Genomic DNA, 17,204 nt, shown 5'->3' with positions numbered 1-17,204 from the left:
TTACATCCGTTCGTCGATCTGGCGCGACAGGATCGCGGAGAACTCATCAGCAAAGCCTTCCATGCGGGAGGTCAGCTTGCCGGCGTCTGTCTGCAGCTTGTTGTAGGCGATCACGGCCGGAATGGCCGCGACAAGGCCGATCGCCGTCGCGAACAGCGCTTCGGCAATGCCCGGGGCCACGACGGCGAGCGAGGTGTTCTCGGACTGCGCGATGGCCTGGAAGGCGGTCATGATGCCCCAGACCGTTCCGAACAGACCGATGAAAGGCGCCGCGGTGCCGACCGTGGCCAGGACCAGCAGCTGCGATTCCAGGCGCTCGGATTCGCGCTGGATCGTCACGTCCATCACGCGGTCGATGCGCTGCTGCAGGCTGTGCAGCGCCGGGCGCGAGCCTTCATGGCTGCGCTTCCACTCGCGCATCGCGGCGACGAACAGGGCTGCCATGGAGTGATTGGCCCGGTTGGACAGGGTCTTGTACAGCTCCTCCAGCGACTGGCCGGACCAGAACACGGTCTCGAACCGGGTCATCTGGCGCTTGGTGCGCGCATAGAGCAGGGCCTTGTCGACAATGATCGCCCACGTCCACACAGATGCCGCAAGCAAGCCGACCATGACGAGCTTGACAACAAAATGTGCTTGCATGAACAGACCGAAAAACGACACGTCGTGGGCCTGCGCTGCCATCGTCGTCTGGGCGATTTCATTCATTGATACTGGACCTCTCGGCCGTGAAGTTGTCGTACGCGGTCAGTTGCGCCAGTGCGTCCGCTGTCCGGTGTCTTGGGGCATGCTCCGGAACCGTGGCCTTCCTGACGGCTGAATTTGGCAAAACTGGGACTGTGCCGGCGCACAGGACCGGTTTTAATAACCGCGATTAAGGTTACCGCCGTGTTAAAATCACCGCATTGCAGCAAGAATTTGCGACGGACAGGGCCGCAAGGCCGCGCCGCACGCCCCGCTGGGGCGCCGGCCGGGAGCCGGAAGCCTTTCAGGCAGGAGAGATTCAGGCTTTGTTTTCAAGCCTTTGAGCGAGATGGGCGGGCAGTCTGGTCGGCCGGCCGTCAGCGGTAATGACGGCAACCGTGACATCGGCCTCGGCCAGCAGCTCATCCGCGCGCAAGGCCCGCTGGAGCAGCCGGATGCGCGCTCCGCGGGCTTCAACAAGCTGTGTGCGGATCTCCAGCACATCGTCGATCCGGGCCGGACGCAGGTAGCTGACGTTGAGCTGCCGGACCGCGAAGGCAAGCGCGGGACCATGCAGGCCGGCCCCCAGCTCGGCGTGATGGATGCCGCAGAGACGCAGGAAATCGGAGCGGCCCCGCTCGAAGAAGCGCACATAGGAGCCGTGATAGACCAGACCGGTGAAGTCCGTGTCCTCGTAGTAGACCCTGACGGCCAGCACATGGCCGCCGTCGGCCAGATGGCCGGACAGGTCATTCCAGGTCTGCTGCATCCTCGCCTCGCGTCTGGTTCGCTGCCGGAGTACGGGATGGCATGACCTCAAAGCAAGACCCCGCCACAGGGGCGGGGTCAGGTTTCGTCCGGATCCGGTGGATCAGGCTGCGGCCACCTGGGACAGGAAGCGCTCCACCGAGTGGCGCAGCGTGTCGGCCTGGCGCTTCATCGCCAGCGTCGCCTCGCGCATCGTTTCGGCCGAGGTGGAGTTTTCCGTGATGTCGGCGTTCAGCGTCGAGATCGCACCGGTCACGGCCATGGTGCCGCGGGCGGCCTCGGCGACGTTGCGGGAGATCTCGCCGGTGGCCGAGCCCTGTTCGCGGACAGCGCCGGCGATGGAGGCGGTGTAGCTGTTGACCTCTTCCATCGACTGCGACACTTCGGCGATCTCTTCCACGGCGTCGGAGGTCGAGGCCTGGATGGCTGCGATCTGGGCCGAGATTTCTTCCGTCGCCTTGGAGGTCTGGTTGGCCAGTTCCTTCACTTCGGCAGCGACGACCGCGAAGCCGCGACCGGCCTCACCGGCACGGGCGGCCTCGATCGTGGCGTTCAGGGCCAGCAGGTTGGTCTGCTCGGCAATGGCGCGGATCAGGTCGACAACTTCGCCAATCTTGTTGGCGGCCGCCGCAAGACCCGCGATCTTGACGTTGGACGACTGCGCATTGGCCGTGGTGCGACCGACGACGTCGGCGGTCGTGGCGACCTGACGGGCGATCTCGGCGATGGAAGCGTTCAGCTCTTCCGTGGCCGAGGCCACTGCCTGCACGTTGGCCGAGGCATTTTCGGAGTTCATCACCGCCTGCGAGCCGCGCTCGGCAGCCACCGACGACCGCGAGCTCAGGATCGTGGACAGTTCCTCGACCTGGACCAGGTTCTCCTCCACGGCGCTCAGCACGGACTGGGCTTCGTGACGGAAGGCATTGATCATCGCGTCGATGGCCTGCTCGCGCTGCTCGCGGGCAATGTGGCCGGCCTTGCGCTCTTCGGCGAGGCGTTCACGCTCGATGGAGTTGTCCTTGAAGACCTCGACGCAGCGGGCCATCTCGCCGATCTCGTCCTTGCGGTCGAGCGCGTTGACCTGCACCGTCAGGTCGCCGTCGGCGATCTTGCGGGCCACGCCGGAGAGGGTCTGCAGCGGTGCGAACATGCGGGCAGTCATCAGCCAGATCACGGCGACGATGGGCAGCAGCGCCAGCACGCCGGCCAGGATGGCACCGAACGTGATTTCCTGTGCCGCAGCCGCCAGCTCCGCTTCCTCGACGGCCGCGCCGACGGAGTAGGAGGTGCCGAGCAGCTCGCCCTGCTCCGTCAGGAACTGGTAGTCCACGTCATGGATGACCATGGAGTCCGGGGCGGTGGTGATGCTGGACAGCTGGGCACCGAGGCTGTCGGTGGACCCGGCGTCGAAGATGGCAGCATTGCCCGAGGCATCAACCAGCAGGGCATGCTCGGTCTCGCCGACGCCGCTCTTCTTGACGATGAGCGGGATCAGACGCTCCATCGCCACCTGATAGCCGATCACGCCGAAGAACCGGTCATGCGAGAACACCGGGGTAGCCAGCAGCAGCTCGACCTTGCCCTCGGCATTGACGCGGAAACCGGAGGTGGTGATGTGCGGCATGCCTGCCGACGAGCGGTCGGTGGCAGCCAGCAGCGGGCCAACGGCAGCCTTCAGGGCCGAGTCGGCCAGTTCCGGAGCCGAAAGGTTGCGGGCGAACTCCTCGCCCTTCTTGTACGAGTAGATGACGTTGCCATCCACGTCGACCAGCATCATGTCGCTGAACAGGCCCTGCCCGATCATGTTGCCGATCGACTGGTGGATGGGCTTGTGGTTGTTGGCGTAGAAGTTGGAAACCTGCGGCTCGATCAGCTTCTCACGCTCGTTCTCGCCGTAGGGATTGTCCTCGACGAAGATCTTGCGGAGCTGTTCGGTGTGGTTTTCCTTCAGCACCTTCCAGCCGGCCGTCATCTTCATCATGGCGTCCTTGGCGTCGGACACGCTGGCGAAGAAACGGGCGCTGTCCTGGCGCTGCGCCAGGGCCAGCGTCAGGGTCTGGCTCTTGCCGAGCGTCGCGCTGGCAAGCGCACGCTGGGCCTGCTCGTCGGCAACACGGCCTGCGAGCATGGACGTGACAAGCACAGTGGCTGCGCACATCACGGAAGCTCCGACGAAGAACATCAGAGCCATCTTGTTTGACAGTCGATTCAGGATCATTGCTGCGTTCCCGCCCTCAGATTTTTTTCGAGGCTGACGGAAACTCACAAAAAAATGCTTAATCCGAAGGGCGAGCCTCAGCAAATCTGCCCATGGTGTTTAACACTTTGGACACCATGCCCTCCAGGCGGACAGGATCGCGCCGAACGAAAGCTGCGTAACCTCAGCAGCTTGACCCCGATTTACAGTTCGTTTGTCACGTCCGGAAAAAGTCCGAGCTGGGGCGCATCGGCACGTTGCGGCACCGCAAGTCCGAGATGCCGGAACGACTGGGGCGTCAACATCCGGCCGCGCGGGGTGCGCTGGATGAAGCCGTTCTGGATCAGGAACGGCTCGACGATCTCCTCGATGGCGTCGCGCGGTTCGGACAAGGCGGCCGCGATCGTCTCGATCCCGACGGGTCCGCCGCCGAAATTGAGCGCGATCTGCGTGAGGTAGCGCCGGTCGAGACTGTCGAGACCGGCGTTGTCGACCTCAAGCTGGGACAGGGCCCGGTCCGCGGTGGCGCGGTCGACGGTGTCCTGCCCGGCGAAGACGGCGAAATCGCGCACCCGGCGCAGCAGGCGCCCGGCGATGCGCGGCGTTCCGCGGGCGCGCATGGCGATCTCGCGCGCGCCATCCGGAGCCATGCCGATGCCAAGCAGCCGCGCGCCCCGGTTGACGATCAGCTCCAGCTCCTCGACCGTGTAGAATTCGAGCCGCACCGGAATGCCGAAACGGTCACGCAGGGGCGTCGTCAGCAGGCCAAGACGCGTCGTTGCGGCAACCAGCGTGAACTTTGCAAGGTCGATCTTGACCGAACGGGCAGCCGGCCCCTCGCCGATGATCAGGTCGAGCTGGAAGTCTTCCATCGCCGGATAGAGCACTTCCTCGACGGCAGGGCTCAGACGGTGGATCTCGTCGATGAACAGCACATCGCGCTCTTCCAGGTTGGTCAAGAGCGCGGCCAGGTCCCCGGCCTTGGCGATGACCGGACCCGATGTGGCCCGGAAGTTGACCCCGAGTTCGCGCGCCATGATCTGGGCCAGCGTGGTCTTGCCCAGTCCCGGAGGGCCGACGAACAGGACGTGGTCAAGCGCCTCGCCCCGGGCCTTGGCCGCGCCGATGAAGACCTTCAGATTGGCACGGGCCTGCGCCTGACCGACGAACTCGTCCAGGGACTGCGGCCGCATGGTCGTGTCGATCTCGTCGCCCCGGATCTGTGGGGTCACCAGCCGTTCGCTGTCTTCCATACGCCTGTGCTTTCCTTGCCAGGGGCCGTTGCCCCGGTCCATCGCCTGCCCGGTTTACTGGCTCGCCAGTTCCTTGAGCCCGAGGCGGATCAGGGTCTCGGTCGTCGCCTCCTCGCCGGCTGCCTTCACGGCGCGCGCCACTGCGGCGCTGGCCTGCGCCTGGGCGTATCCAAGGTTGGTAAGCGCGGACACCGCCTCGGCCACCGGACGCGAGGCCACATTCTCGCTCACCGTCTGGGCCACCGCCAGCGTGTCGGCATCGAGGCTCGAATATCCGGGCGCCTTGTCCTTCAGCTCGATGACGAGCCGCTCGGCGACGCGCTTGCCCACGCCCGGCGCCCGCGACAGGGCGGTCTTGTCGCCCAGGGCAATGGCGGTCGCCACATCGCTTGCCTTCATGACGCCGAGAACCGCCAGGGCGACCTTCGCGCCAACCCCCTGCACCGTCATGAGAAGACGGAACCACTCGCGTTCGGCCTCCGAGGCGAAGCCGTAGAGGCGGATCATGTCCTCCCGGACGATGGTCTCGATGAAGAGGACCGCCGCCTCCCCCGCCCGCGGCAGCTGCTGCAGCACGCGGGAGGGACAGAACACCTGATAGCCGACCCCGTGCACGTCGAGGATCAGGTGATCCTCGCCATAGCTGTCGATCGTGCCCTTGAGCTTGCCGATCATGCTGCCCCCTTCGTGGCCCGGACGGCTCCGGCCGCCACCTTTGCCGCTACTTTTGCTTCCATGCTGGCCGCGCCGCGATGATGGGCGTGACAGACCGCGATCGCCAGCGCATCGGCGGCATCGTCACTGTCGAACCGGGCGCGGGGCAGCAGGATCTTGACCATGTGGCGGATCTGGTCCTTTTCCGCATGACCGGTCCCGACCACGGTCTTCTTCACGAGGTTCGGCGCGTATTCCGAAACGGCAAGCCCATGCAGCGCGGGCACCAGAAGCGCGATGCCGCGCGCTTGCCCGAGCTTCAGCGTCGCGCCGGCATCCTTGTTGACGAACGTGTGCTCGACGGCCGCCTCGTGCGGCTCCTGCGCGGCGATCACCTGCTGCAGCCCGTCGTGGAGCTGGACCAGCCGCTCGGCCAGGTCGCGCTTCTCGTCGGAGGTCACGGTGCCGGCGGCCACAAAGGTGAGCTTGTTGCCCAGCGCCTCGATGAGGCCCCAGCCGGTGCGGCGCAGGCCGGGATCAATCCCGAGGATACGAATCGGATGCTTCATAGAACAAAGCGGTAACAAAAGTCGCGCCCGGGCGCCAGCACAGACGGCCAGAGGCGAGCAGGACGGCTTGTTTTTCGATGATCAGCGCTGCGGAGAACGTCGCGCGGCAGGGCAGGACGACTGCGTGGCTCTCACTGGTCGTCCCGGAGGAGAGCGAAGCGGAGATCCGGGACCGGAGAGCAAAAGCGTCTGCGACGTCAGCTCATTCAAACATCAGCATCCCGCCCCGCCGGCCCCTGCTCGGCGCTGCACTTGGCCGGGATGACCTGGGTGGGGCAAAGGTATGGCCACAGCCCAATCCCGGCAGATGGCCGGGATTGGGCAGGCGTGCACTGGCTGTCAGCCGGCGAGGCTGGCCATGGTTTCTTCGTCGATGTCGAAGTTGGCGTAGACGTTCTGGACGTCGTCATCGTCCTCGAGCATGCCGACCAGCTTCATCAGGGTCTGCGCCTTTTCCGCGTCGACCGGCGTCAGGTTCTGCGGCTTCCAGACGATCTTGACCGACTCAGGCTCCCCGAGGGTCGCTTCCAGGGCCCGGGACACCTCGCCCAGATCCTCGAACGAGCAGATGATCGTGTGCGTCTCCGCGTCGGACTGCACATCCTCCGCCCCCGCCTCGATGCCGGCTTCCAGGACCGCATCCGCCGCGCCCGCCTTGGCCGGGTAGATGATCTCGCCCACCTTGTCGAACATGAAGGACACGGAGCCTGTTTCGCCCATCGCCCCGCCACACTTGGTGAAGTAGGAGCGGACGTTGGAGGCGGTGCGGTTGCGGTTGTCCGTCATCGCCTCGACGATGATGGCAACGCCGCCCGGACCGTAGCCCTCGTAGCGGATCTCGTCGTAGGACTCGGCGTCGCCGCCCTGCGACTTGTTGATGGCCCGCTGGATGTTCTCCTTGGGCATCGACTGGGCCTTGGCGTTCTGGATGGCCAGACGCAGGCGCGGGTTGGCAGCCGGATCGGGATCACCGTGCTTGGCGGCGACAGTGATTTCCTTCGAAAGCTTGGAAAACAGCTTCGACCGAACCGCATCCTGGCGGCCCTTGCGGTGCATGATGTTCTTGAATTGTGAATGTCCGGCCATGATGTTCCCGGCAGTTTGCTCGTACACGCGAAGAGAATGCGCCGCTTATAGGCAAACACGGCGCCAAAATCCAGCCACCCGCCGCCGCGTCCCCGCGACGGCGAAGGGGATCAGGAGAACCAGAACGACGGCAGCACCGGGTCGAGCCGACCGCCGAGCCGCAAGGGCGCGACCGCTGTCGCAAGTCCTGTCCTGTCGTCGGTCTCGACCGCCACGCCGCAGATCGTCGCCTCGCCCAGCGCCGGCGTGAACCGCGCTCCGGGCACCTTGCGCAGGAAGCGGTTCAGCGGCTCCTCCTTGTCCATGCCGAGGACACTGTCATAGTCGCCGCACATGCCGGCATCCGACAGGTAGGCCGTGCCGCCCGGCAGGATCTGGTGATCGGCTGTCGGAACGTGCGTGTGGGTGCCGACCACGAGGCTGACGCGCCCATCGAGGAAATGGCCCATGGCCTGCTTCTCGCTGGTCGCCTCCGCATGCATGTCGACCACGATGGCATCAGCCACCTGGCCAAGCGGGCAGTCCGCGATGGCCCGCTCGACGCTGGCAAAGGGATCATCGAGCGCATCCATGTAGACACGACCCATGACGTTGACGACGGCCACCCTGGCGCCGTTTCTTGCGGTGAACAGGTTCACGCCGCGCCCCGGCGTGCCGGCCGGGTAGTTGGCCGGTCGCAGCAGGCGCGGCTGCCGCTCGATGTAGACCAGCGTCTCGCGCTGGTCCCAGATGTGATTGCCCGTGGTCACCACATCGGCCCCGGCATCCAGCACGTCCTGCAGGATCTCCTCGGTGATGCCGAAGCCGGAAGCCGAGTTCTCGCCATTGACCACGACGAAGTCGAGATGATGATCGGAGATCAGGCCCGGCAACGCATCGATCACGGCGCTGCGGCCGGACCGGCCAACCAGATCGCCCAGGAAAAGCAGTCTCATGCGCCCTCGCGCTTGTTGAACCAGGTCAGGCCCTGCTCCGTCAGGATGGCCTCGAGCGGCTGGTCGTGCGGTTCAGTCGGGACGTGATCAACCTGTTGCACCGAAAAGGCAAGACCGATCCGGCGGACAGGATGCCCGACCGCCATGAGATCGGCAATCGCGGTGTCGTAGTAGCCACGGCCATAGCCGAGCCGCCAGCCCCGGTCATCATAGGCCGACAGCGGCATCAGCAGCACGTCGGGCGTCAGTTCCGGCGCACGATCGTCCGGCACGACGGTGCCGAAGCCCGCGCGGACCAATTGCGTCTCGCGGGTCAGCCGCCGGAAGACCAGCCGCGGGCCGACGACCACCGGCAGACAGAGCGGATGCCCCAGCTCGCCCAGCCGGAACAGCAGCGGACGGGGATCGATCTCGTCCCGGATCGGCCAGAACCCGGCCACGGTCGCGCCACCGGGCAGCCCCAGAAGACCGGCGGCTTCGGCGAGCATCAGGGAGGCTTCGATCCGCTCGGGCAGCGGAAGGGCCGCGCGCCGGGCCAGGGCCTGCTTGCGGACGGCAGCCTTGCGCGCGCCGATGTCGGCGTCAGCCTCTGCACCAGCGTCTGTGCCCAAGTCGGGATTGGGGATGTCGCTCACGGGGTCTCCTGCGATGCCGCCCGCCCGCACACGTGGACGGACGATGCCATGGCCACCGGAACAGCAACGGCCACCGGAACAGTGACCGCCCGGACGGCTCGTGTCCATCCACCCGGTGACGGAGGACGATCTCCTTGCGTCGACCGAGACGCGCTCGACAGCAACAAGCCGGACGGAGGACCGCCAGATACGGCCACACCGGTACAGCCTCACCGGTACAGGCAGGAGAGAGGACGAAACTGGAAAGTGCGTAGCCACAACGACCGTTGGAATTCGCAATCCCGGGAAACCTACAGAGTAGGTGGGCGCCGTGTGCTCGGACCCACGGGTCCAAACAGGGACAGCTCCCTAGGAAATGCGTAAGGCCCCGGGGATATGTTTCCTGACGGGAAGCGCAGCCACGCATCACAGATATAGCGCCCTCAGCGAAGCTTTGCCAGTGGCGCGGCGTCTCGTCCGCACGCTTTGCAAGGGCGCGCCCTGTCCGGGCCCGTGCCTGACACCGGCTGCGAGACAGGGATCAAGACACGGGGCGGGACAGGGGGCGAGACAGGGGGGCGGGACAGGATCAGGCGACAGACCGTACCGGGACTGCGCCCGGACATGGGCGTGGTCGGGGATCCGCGCCCGAAATCGCGCGTGTCTCAATCCTCGCGCAGGCTGCGCGTCAGCCCGTCGGCGAGCTGTTCGATCCGCCGCGCCGCCTCGTCGATCCGCGCCACCACGCTGGCCTCGCTGCGGTTGAGGTGCTCGAGGGCAGCCATGCGCGCGTCGCGGGCCGAGGCAACCTCCTGCTCGAGAACACGGATGCGCTTCTCCAGCTCGGTCAGTTCGTCGACGACCATGATGCCGGCCATCACCGTCAGCCGCTGGTCGCCGATCTCGCCGAAACTGCGCCTGAGGTCCTCGATGCAGCCGTCGAACCGCTTGGCCAGGCCGATCAGGCGCTCTTCCTCGCCATCGTCGCAGGCCATCCGGAAGGCGCGACCGTTGATCGTGACCGATATCTGCGCCATCGCCCGCCCCTCAGCCTCCGTGCGCTTCAAGGACGGAGCGGATCGACTCCATCGCCGAGACCAGCCGGCGCGACACGTCGCGGTTGGCCTCCTCCAGTCCGTTGGCGCGCCCCTCGGCGCGGTCGAGCGCCGCCGCCAGTTCGGAGCGATCCTCGCCAAGACGCTGGATGTCTTCCTGCAGGGCATTCAGCGAACGGTCACTGTCCAGCCTGCGCCCGACCGCCGACTCAAGATGCACGAGAGCCGTCGACAGGCGAGCCAGGGCCGCTTCCAGTGACTGGCTCTGTCCCGAGCCGTAATCCGCCATCGCCTACATCCACCTTCACCGCAGGGCGGCCACGGCAGGCCAGGTCTGCCCGTCGTACCGAAACCAGCCTTGCGACCCGACTGCCCCCGCATGGCCCCGCCAGCGAAAGCGTCGGATCGGGTTCCCTGTGCCTCGGGCGAACTCACCGCCACCAACACGATCGATACGGAAGGAACTGCGCTCCGGTCCGCTCATGCGGACCACACCGGTTCGACCGCTGACATCCGATGCACCCGGGCCGGACGGACGTCGATCCCGTCGCAGCCTCATGCAGGACACGATGGCCATGTGCCAGCGTGCGCGCAAAAACTAAAGCAAACTGCGAGCGCACCGCAATAAGGTCATGAACGAACTTAACGGTTTTGAAATGCCTCCATGCCGCACCTGTCACATTACGCAAGGCGTGATTCTGCCGTCAATGGCACAGACGTGCGGGAGCCCCGGTTCTCCCCCGCCCTTGCCCCTGGGGCAGCCACGCGCGGCCTTTGTTGACACGACCAAGGTTCCTGTTATTTGTCGGGCGCCCTCGACCGGCCTCCCCGAGGCTGCCCGGGACATGTCAGCCCGCCAGGCGTGAGTGGTCCTCCCGGACCGGCCCATGGCGGCGCGCGGCGCGTCGCGCACCGGGGGCCGGACAGGATGCGAACCTCTCAAGCCGGCGCCCGCCGCCGCTGCCAGCAACGGGATGAACATGACCGATCTCGATAAGCACCACCGGATGGCCAACGCGATCCGTTTCCTTGCCATGGATGCGGTGGAAAAGGCCAAGTCTGGCCACCCGGGCCTGCCGATGGGTGCAGCCGACATCGCCACGGTGCTGTTCACCCAGGTGCTGAAGTTCGACCCGACCGCCCCGCACTGGGCCGACCGCGACCGCTTCGTCCTGTCGGCCGGTCACGGCTCGATGCTGCTGTATTCGGTGCTCTACCTGCTCGGCTACGAGGACTTCTCCCTCGACCAGCTCAAGAATTTCCGCCAGATCGGTGCCCGCACCGCCGGTCACCCCGAATTCGGCCACGGTGCCGGCATCGAGACGACCACCGGCCCCCTCGGCCAGGGTCTGGCCAATGCCGTCGGCATGGCCATTGCCGAAAAGCTGCAGGCTGCCCGCTTCGGTGAGGCGCTGGTCGACCATTACACCTACGTCCTCGCCGGTGACGGCTGCCTGATGGAAGGCATCAGCCAGGAAGCCCTGACGCTGGCCGGTCACCTGAAGCTGAACAAGCTGATCGTGATCTGGGACGACAACGGCATCTCCATCGACGGCAAGATCGATGTGACCGATTCCACCGACCAGATCGCCCGCTTCGAGGCCTCGCAGTGGAACACCATCCGCGTTGACGGCCATGACCCGGTCGCCCTCGCCGCTGCCTTCCGCAAGGCGCAGGAGAGCGAGCGCCCGACCCTGATCGCCGCCAAGACCGTGATCGGGTTCGGCTCGCCGACCAAGGCCGGCACCGCCAAGGTGCACGGTTCGCCGCTCGGCGCCGACGAGATCGCAGCCACGCGCAAGGCCCTGAACTGGCCGCACGAGCCGTTCGAGATCCCGAGCGACGTCCTTGACGCCTGGCGCATCGCCGGCCTGCGCTCCGCCCATGCCCACAAGGACTGGGAAAAGCGCTTTGCCGCGGCTGACGCCGAGACCCGCGCCGAGTTCGAGCGCCGCAACCGCGGTGACCTGCCGGCGGCCCTGAAGCCGGCGCTGGCTGCCTACAAGCAGAAGCTCGCCGAGGAGCGCCCGACACTGGCGACCCGTCAGGCCTCCGAGCACGTGCTGAACGTCATCAACGAGGTGGTGCCGGAGACCATCGGCGGCTCGGCCGACCTGACCGGGTCCAACAACACCAAGACGGCCCAGACCAAGCCGGTCACCCCGGATGATTTCTCCGGCCGCTACATCCACTGGGGCATCCGCGAACACGGCATGGCCGCCGCGATGAACGGCATGGCGCTGCATGGCGGCATGATCCCCTACTCCGGCACCTTCCTGGTGTTCGCCGACTACTGCCGCCCGTCGCTGCGCCTCGCGGCCCTGATGGAACAGCGCGTCATCCACGTCATGACGCATGACTCCATCGGCCTTGGCGAAGATGGGCCGACGCATCAGCCGGTCGAGCACTACGCCTCGCTGCGCGCCATCCCGAACCTTCACTTCTTCCGTCCGGCCGACGTGACCGAGACGCTGGAGTGCTGGCAGCTGGCCCTCGGCGCGAAGAAGACCCCGTCGGTTCTGGCCCTGACCCGTCAGGGTCTGGCGGCCCAGCGCAAGACCTATGTCGAGGAAAACCTCTGTGCCCGCGGTGCCTACGTGCTCGCCGACACGGACGAGACCGCAGACGTCACGATCTTCGCCTCCGGCTCGGAAGTCGAGATCGCGATGGACGCCCGCGCCAAGCTGGAAGCCGAGGGCGTTTCCGCCCGCGTCGTGTCCGTGCCGTGCTTCGAGCTGTTCGAGGCCCAGTCGGCCGACTACCAGGCCGACGTGATCGGCACCTCGAAGGTCCGGATTGCGGTCGAGACCGGCATCCGCATGGGCTGGGACCGCTTCATCGGCACCGATGGCGTGTTCATCGGCATGAGCGGCTTCGGTGCCTCCGGCCCGTACAAGGAGCTTTACGCCCACTTCGGCATCACCGCCGATGCCGTGGTTGCGGCTGCGAAGAAGCGCCTGGCCTGACCGGCCGGCTCACAGGATGACAGGCGTGCCCGCAGGATCGCGGGCGCGTCCCTCATGACGGGATGGAGCCCTCCATCCCACGGACGGCCGGAACCGCATCACCCGATCGCGGGACCGGCGCACGGGCGCACGCAACGGTGGCGCCACGCATGCTCGGGGAGTGTCTCATGGTGACGAAGGTTTCTATCAATGGTTTTGGCCGCATCGGCCGCAACGTGCTCCGCGCGATCGTCGAGTCCGGCCGGACCGACATCGAGGTGGTGCACATCAATGACCTGGGCCCGGTTGAGACCAATGCGCACCTGCTGCGTCATGACTCGGTTCACGGCAAGTTCCCGGCGTCGGTGACTGTCGAGGGTGACAGCATCCGCATCAACGGCGGCAAGCCGATCAAGGTGACCGCGATCCGCGACCCGAAGGACCTGCCGCACGGCGAGCTCGGCGTTGACGTGGCCATGGAATGCACCGGCATCTTCACCGACAAGCCGAAGGCCGAGATCCATCTGGCCGCCGGCGCCAAGCGCGTGCTCGTCTCCGCTCCGTCGAACGGGGCCGACAAGACCATCGTGTTCGGTGTCAACCACGATGCGCTGACCGCAGCCGACCTGGTCGTGTCCAACGCCTCCTGCACCACCAACTGCCTTGCCCCGGTGGCCTATGTCCTCAATGCCGCAATCGGCATCGAGAAGGGCTTCATGACCACCATCCACTCCTACACCGGTGACCAGCCGACCCTGGACACCATGCACAAGGACCTGTACCGCGCCCGCGCTGCCGCGATGTCGATGATCCCGACCTCGACCGGTGCCGCCAAGGCCGTGGGCCTCGTCCTGCCGGAGCTGAACGGCAAGCTGGACGGCGTGTCCGTGCGCGTTCCGACCCCGAACGTCTCGGTCGTGGACTTCAAGTTCATCGCCAAGCGCGCCACCACGGTCGAAGAGATCAACAGCGCCATCCGCGATGCCGCCAATGGCCGCCTGAAGGGCATCCTCGGCTTCACCGACGAGCCGCTGGTCTCCATCGACTTCAACCACGACAGCCACTCGTCCATCTTCCACATGGACCAGACCAAGGTCATGGACGGCACCCTGGTGCGCGTCATGAGCTGGTACGACAACGAGTGGGGCTTCTCCAACCGCATGTCCGACACTGCGGTGGCGCTGGCCAAGCACATCTGAGGATGATGGCCGTTCCGGCCCATCCGATGTGATGCAAGGGCGGGTGCCGGCTGCGGCGCCCGCCCTCTTTTTTCGCTATGCGGGGACAGGCCATGCCCGAACGCCTGCTGCGGTGTCGTGGATCGGCACCCGGCTTGCCGTTGCCTCCAGTCCCTCCCGGCCCTGAGTGCCCCTCCCAAAGGAGTTATTCCATGTCCTTCAAGACCATCGACGACATCAAGGATCCCGCCGGCAAGCGCGTCCTCGTCCGTGTTGACCTCAACGTCCCGATGAAGGATGGCAAGATCACCGATGACACGCGCATCCGTGCCGTTGCCCCGACCATCCGCGACCTGTCGGGCCTTGGCGCCAAGGTGATCCTGCTCGCCCATTTCGGCCGCCCGAACGGCGAGGTCGTGGCCGACATGAGCCTTGCGCCGGTTGCCCCGGCCGTCGCCGCTGTCGTCGGCCGCCCGGTCGCCTTCGCCAGCGACTGCATCGGCGCCGCTGCTGCTGACGCCGTCGCCAAGCTCGGCAACGGCGACATCCTGCTGCTGGAAAACACCCGCTTCCACAAGGCGGAAGAGAAGAACGGCGCCGACTTCGTCAAGGCCCTGGCGGAGAACGGCGACATCTACGTGAACGATGCCTTCTCGGCAGCCCACCGCGCCCATGCCTCGACCGAGGGCCTCGCCCATCACCTGCCCGCCTATGCGGGTCGCTCGATGCAGGCCGAACTGACCGCGCTCGGTGCCGCACTTGGCCAGCCCAAGCGCCCGGTTCTGGCGGTCGTCGGCGGTGCCAAGGTTTCCTCCAAGATCGACCTGCTCGAAAACCTCGTCGGCAAGGTCGACCTGCTCGTCATCGGCGGCGGCATGGCCAACACCTTCCTCGCCGCCAAGGGCGTCAATGTCGGCAAGTCGCTGTGCGAGCATGACCTGGCCGACACCGCGCGCAAGATCATGGCCGCCGCCGAGAAGGCTGGCTGCGAGATCGTGCTGCCGGTGGATGCGGTCGTTGCCCGCGAGTTCAAGGCCGGCGCGGCCAACGAGACCGTCGGCCTCGACGCGATCCCGGCGGATGCAATGATGCTGGACGTGGGGGCCGCCTCCATCGAGACGGTCAAGACCAGGATCGATGGTGCCGCCACACTGGTCTGGAACGGCCCGCTCGGCGCGTTCGAGATCGAGCCCTTCGACCGCGCCACGGTTGCCGCCGCCCGGCACGCCGCCGCCCGCACCAAGGACGGCAAGCTGCTGTCCGTCGCCGGTGGCGGCGACACGGTCGCAGCGCTGAACCACGCCGGGGCAGCAGGCGATTTCTCCTATGTCTCGACGGCAGGCGGCGCCTTCCTCGAGTGGCTGGAAGGCAAGGAGCTGCCGGGCGTCAAGGCACTCGGCGCCTGAGCGGGAATTCTGGAGAGGCGGTCCATCGGGCCGCCTCTTTGTTTTTTTTGGGGGGGCAGCGCTTCAGGCAGGTGCCGTCATTCCGGACAAGGTGAGCGTTAGCGAACCGCAGATCCGGAATCCAGCGCATCAGTGCGAGCGAAAGCGAGCCCATCCCCGATACGGCAGCGCCTGACCGATTGTGACGCGCGTCGCGCGGCTGATCTCTGGATCCCCGCTCGGCGCCTCGCGAACGCGCGGCTGGCCAGCGCTCTCATAGACAGGGATGACGTGGAACATTGGCGCAGCCGCCTCCCGAATGAGCCGGACCGCCTTGCATTTTCCGCCTTGGCCGGCGCATATATTTCAAATATCAAATTAAATCTGTTGCCAAAAATCGCTCAAGTTTCAGCATTTTAATTGATTTATGTCTCCGGGGCCCATCTTCCAAATCCGGAGTGTTTTGTTAGAACCACCGTGGCTTTGACGCAGAGCGACATCGTGAAGGCGGACCGGCCCTTGCCGGAACTGCCAGTCGCCGGACGACGGGAGTTATTCATGGCACGTATTACGCTTCGCCAGCTGCTCGATCATGCGGCCGAGCATGACTATGGTGTACCGGCCTTCAACATCAATAACATGGAACAGGCCCTTTCCATCATGGAAGCGGCGGATGCGACGGACTCGCCGGTCATCATCCAGGCCTCGCGCGGCGCCCGCTCCTACGCCCATGACGTGATGCTGAAGCACATGATGGATGCCGTCACCGAGATCTACCCGCATATCCCGGTCTGCGTGCACCTCGACCACGGCAACGAGCCGGCGACCTGCATGACCGCGATCCAGGCCGGCTTCACCTCGGTGATGATGGACGGCTCGCTGAAGGCCGACGGCAAGACCCCGGCCGACTGGGCCTACAATGTCGGCGTGACCAGGACCGTCACCGAGATGGCGCATCTCGGCGGCATTTCCGTGGAAGGCGAACTCGGCGTGCTGGGCAGCCTCGAGAGCGGCCAGGGCGAGGCCGAGGACGGCCACGGCGCCGAGGGCCAGCTGAGCCACGACCAGCTGCTCACGGACCCGGACGAGGCGGTGAAGTTCGTGCGCGAGACCAAGGTGGACGCGCTGGCCATCGCCATGGGCACCAGCCACGGCGCCTACAAGTTCACCCGCAAGCCGGACGGCGCGATCCTTGCCATGCATGTGATCGAGGAAATCCACCGCCGCCTGCCGGACACCCACCTGGTCATGCACGGTTCCTCCTCGGTGCCGCAGGACCTGCAGGACATCATTAACCAGTACGGCGGCAAGATGCCCCAGACCTGGGGCGTGCCGATCGAGGAAATCCAGCGCGGCATCAAGAACGGCGTGCGCAAGATCAACATCGACACCGACAACCGTATGGCGATGACCGGCCAGATCCGCAAGATCCTGGCCGAGAACCCGGGCGAGTTCGATCCGCGCAAGTATCTGAAGCCGGCCCGCGATGCCATGACCAAGCTGTGCAAGCTGCGCCTCGAGGCCTTCAACACCGCCGGCCAGGCTTCCAAGATCAAGAAGGTCCTGACCCTCTCGGAAATGGCCGCCCGCTACAAGAGCGGCGCGCTCGACGCCAAGATCGCGTAAGCGGTCAGCGCGGACGTCACACAGTCATGAAGGCCGGAGCAGTGCTCCGGCCTTTTCGTTTTCGATGGCACTGCAGCCACTCTGTCGTCATTCCGGACAAGGTGAGCGCGAGCGAACCGCAGATCCGGAATGACGGCTGAACGTTCTGCGGTGGACCACCAGTTGCAATGCGCAGACGGATCCTTGCAGACGCTTTTCGGCCGCCATCCGGTTCAAACGCAGAACCCGCGCTTGCGTCGTGCTTTTGCCGTCTTT

15 protein-coding genes and 1 other RNA gene are annotated in these 17,204 nt (G+C 65.9%); 4 read left to right on the top strand and 12 right to left on the bottom strand.

Features of this window, described 5'->3' with window-relative positions:
• The 12 genes from tolQ to GWI72_RS15915 all read right to left on the bottom strand — a co-directional run bounded on the left by tolQ (nt 1) and on the right by GWI72_RS15915 (nt 10,104).
• On the bottom strand, nt 1–708 hold the full coding sequence (tolQ, locus tag GWI72_RS15970) for a protein TolQ (RefSeq protein WP_161677234.1): 708 nt from the start codon (nt 706–708) through the stop codon (nt 1–3).
• Between the two features lie 295 nt (nt 709–1,003).
• Nucleotides 1,004–1,453, bottom strand: coding sequence for a YbgC/FadM family acyl-CoA thioesterase (locus tag GWI72_RS15965; RefSeq protein WP_161709325.1), 450 nt, complete (start codon nt 1,451–1,453; stop codon nt 1,004–1,006).
• Nucleotides 1,454–1,555: 102 nt separating this feature from the next.
• Nucleotides 1,556–3,610, bottom strand: a complete 2,055-nt coding sequence (locus GWI72_RS15960) for a methyl-accepting chemotaxis protein (protein WP_209000157.1) — start codon at nt 3,608–3,610, stop codon at nt 1,556–1,558.
• Nucleotides 3,611–3,852: 242 nt separating this feature from the next.
• Entirely contained in the window at nt 3,853–4,902 is a 1,050-nt protein-coding gene (gene ruvB, locus GWI72_RS15955) for a Holliday junction branch migration DNA helicase RuvB (RefSeq protein ID WP_161677237.1), read from the bottom strand.
• A gap of 54 nt (nt 4,903–4,956) precedes the next feature.
• On the bottom strand, nt 4,957–5,577 hold the full coding sequence (gene ruvA, locus GWI72_RS15950) for a Holliday junction branch migration protein RuvA (RefSeq protein WP_161677238.1): 621 nt from the start codon (nt 5,575–5,577) through the stop codon (nt 4,957–4,959).
• Nucleotides 5,574–6,125 carry a crossover junction endodeoxyribonuclease RuvC gene (gene ruvC, locus GWI72_RS15945; protein WP_161709323.1) on the bottom strand — a complete coding sequence of 184 codons (552 nt, stop codon included), beginning with the start codon at nt 6,123–6,125 and terminating at the stop codon, nt 5,574–5,576. The genes ruvA and ruvC overlap by 4 nt, the downstream gene beginning before the upstream one ends.
• A 339-nt stretch (nt 6,126–6,464) precedes the next feature.
• The gene (locus GWI72_RS15940) at nt 6,465–7,211 is read right to left on the bottom strand and encodes a YebC/PmpR family DNA-binding transcriptional regulator (protein WP_161677240.1); all 747 of its coding nucleotides are present in this window, start codon (nt 7,209–7,211) and stop codon (nt 6,465–6,467) included.
• Between the two features lie 110 nt (nt 7,212–7,321).
• Nucleotides 7,322–8,146 carry a TIGR00282 family metallophosphoesterase gene (locus GWI72_RS15935; RefSeq protein WP_161677241.1) on the bottom strand — a complete coding sequence of 275 codons (825 nt, stop codon included), beginning with the start codon at nt 8,144–8,146 and terminating at the stop codon, nt 7,322–7,324.
• A complete protein-coding gene (locus tag GWI72_RS15930) occupies nt 8,143–8,721 on the bottom strand; it encodes a 5-formyltetrahydrofolate cyclo-ligase (protein WP_348272709.1) in 579 nt (192 codons plus the stop codon). The genes GWI72_RS15935 and GWI72_RS15930 overlap by 4 nt, the downstream gene beginning before the upstream one ends.
• A gap of 307 nt (nt 8,722–9,028) precedes the next feature.
• A non-coding RNA gene (gene ssrS / locus GWI72_RS15925) (6S RNA) lies at nt 9,029–9,185 on the bottom strand.
• A gap of 240 nt (nt 9,186–9,425) precedes the next feature.
• Nucleotides 9,426–9,797 carry a cell division protein ZapA gene (locus GWI72_RS15920; protein WP_161677243.1) on the bottom strand — a complete coding sequence of 124 codons (372 nt, stop codon included), beginning with the start codon at nt 9,795–9,797 and terminating at the stop codon, nt 9,426–9,428.
• Nucleotides 9,798–9,807: 10 nt separating this feature from the next.
• Nucleotides 9,808–10,104, bottom strand: a complete 297-nt coding sequence (locus GWI72_RS15915) for a DUF4164 domain-containing protein (RefSeq protein WP_161677244.1) — start codon at nt 10,102–10,104, stop codon at nt 9,808–9,810.
• Between the two features lie 691 nt (nt 10,105–10,795).
• Between GWI72_RS15915 and tkt the strand changes: the two genes are divergently transcribed.
• The 4 genes from tkt to fba all read left to right on the top strand — a co-directional run bounded on the left by tkt (nt 10,796) and on the right by fba (nt 16,949).
• Nucleotides 10,796–12,781 (top strand): transketolase, encoded by a 1,986-nt coding sequence (tkt, locus tag GWI72_RS15910; protein WP_161677245.1) that lies wholly within the window; start codon nt 10,796–10,798, stop codon nt 12,779–12,781.
• A 167-nt stretch (nt 12,782–12,948) separates the two neighbouring features.
• Nucleotides 12,949–13,959, top strand: coding sequence for a type I glyceraldehyde-3-phosphate dehydrogenase (gap, locus tag GWI72_RS15905; RefSeq protein ID WP_161677246.1), 1,011 nt, complete (start codon nt 12,949–12,951; stop codon nt 13,957–13,959).
• Between the two features lie 191 nt (nt 13,960–14,150).
• On the top strand, nt 14,151–15,344 hold the full coding sequence (locus GWI72_RS15900) for a phosphoglycerate kinase (RefSeq protein ID WP_161709321.1): 1,194 nt from the start codon (nt 14,151–14,153) through the stop codon (nt 15,342–15,344).
• 537 nt (nt 15,345–15,881) lie between these two features.
• Nucleotides 15,882–16,949: a class II fructose-bisphosphate aldolase gene (fba, locus tag GWI72_RS15895; RefSeq protein ID WP_161677248.1), complete on the top strand. Its 1,068-nt coding sequence runs from the start codon at nt 15,882–15,884 to the stop codon at nt 16,947–16,949.
• Nucleotides 16,950–17,204: the final 255 nt, after the last annotated feature.

The organism is Pannonibacter sp. XCT-53 (genome assembly GCF_009915765.1).
Lineage (GTDB): Bacteria > Pseudomonadota > Alphaproteobacteria > Rhizobiales > Stappiaceae > Pannonibacter > Pannonibacter tanglangensis.
The sequence above is the reverse complement of the archived record's forward strand: the minus strand, read 5'-3'. Positions and strand labels throughout refer to the sequence as shown.

Excerpts from the sequence above, each read along its gene's own strand:
- GWI72_RS15940 (WP_161677240.1), bottom strand. The coding sequence starts at position 7,211 with ATGGCCGGACATTCACAATTCAAGAACATCATGCACCGCAAGGGCCGC.
- ruvC (WP_161709323.1), bottom strand. The coding sequence starts at position 6,125 with ATGAAGCATCCGATTCGTATCCTCGGGATTGATCCCGGCCTGCGCCGC.
- GWI72_RS15920 (WP_161677243.1), bottom strand. The coding sequence starts at position 9,797 with ATGGCGCAGATATCGGTCACGATCAACGGTCGCGCCTTCCGGATGGCC.
- GWI72_RS15960 (WP_209000157.1), bottom strand. The coding sequence starts at position 3,610 with ATGTGCGCAGCCACTGTGCTTGTCACGTCCATGCTCGCAGGCCGTGTT.
- fba (WP_161677248.1), top strand. The coding sequence starts at position 15,882 with ATGGCACGTATTACGCTTCGCCAGCTGCTCGATCATGCGGCCGAGCAT.
- gap (WP_161677246.1), top strand. The coding sequence starts at position 12,949 with ATGGTGACGAAGGTTTCTATCAATGGTTTTGGCCGCATCGGCCGCAAC.
- ruvB (WP_161677237.1), bottom strand. The coding sequence starts at position 4,902 with ATGGAAGACAGCGAACGGCTGGTGACCCCACAGATCCGGGGCGACGAG.
- GWI72_RS15915 (WP_161677244.1), bottom strand. The coding sequence starts at position 10,104 with ATGGCGGATTACGGCTCGGGACAGAGCCAGTCACTGGAAGCGGCCCTG.
- GWI72_RS15965 (WP_161709325.1), bottom strand. The coding sequence starts at position 1,453 with ATGCAGCAGACCTGGAATGACCTGTCCGGCCATCTGGCCGACGGCGGC.
- GWI72_RS15935 (WP_161677241.1), bottom strand. The coding sequence starts at position 8,146 with ATGAGACTGCTTTTCCTGGGCGATCTGGTTGGCCGGTCCGGCCGCAGC.
- tkt (WP_161677245.1), top strand. The coding sequence starts at position 10,796 with ATGACCGATCTCGATAAGCACCACCGGATGGCCAACGCGATCCGTTTC.
- GWI72_RS15900 (WP_161709321.1), top strand. The coding sequence starts at position 14,151 with ATGTCCTTCAAGACCATCGACGACATCAAGGATCCCGCCGGCAAGCGC.
- tolQ (WP_161677234.1), bottom strand. The coding sequence starts at position 708 with ATGAATGAAATCGCCCAGACGACGATGGCAGCGCAGGCCCACGACGTG.
- ruvA (WP_161677238.1), bottom strand. The coding sequence starts at position 5,577 with ATGATCGGCAAGCTCAAGGGCACGATCGACAGCTATGGCGAGGATCAC.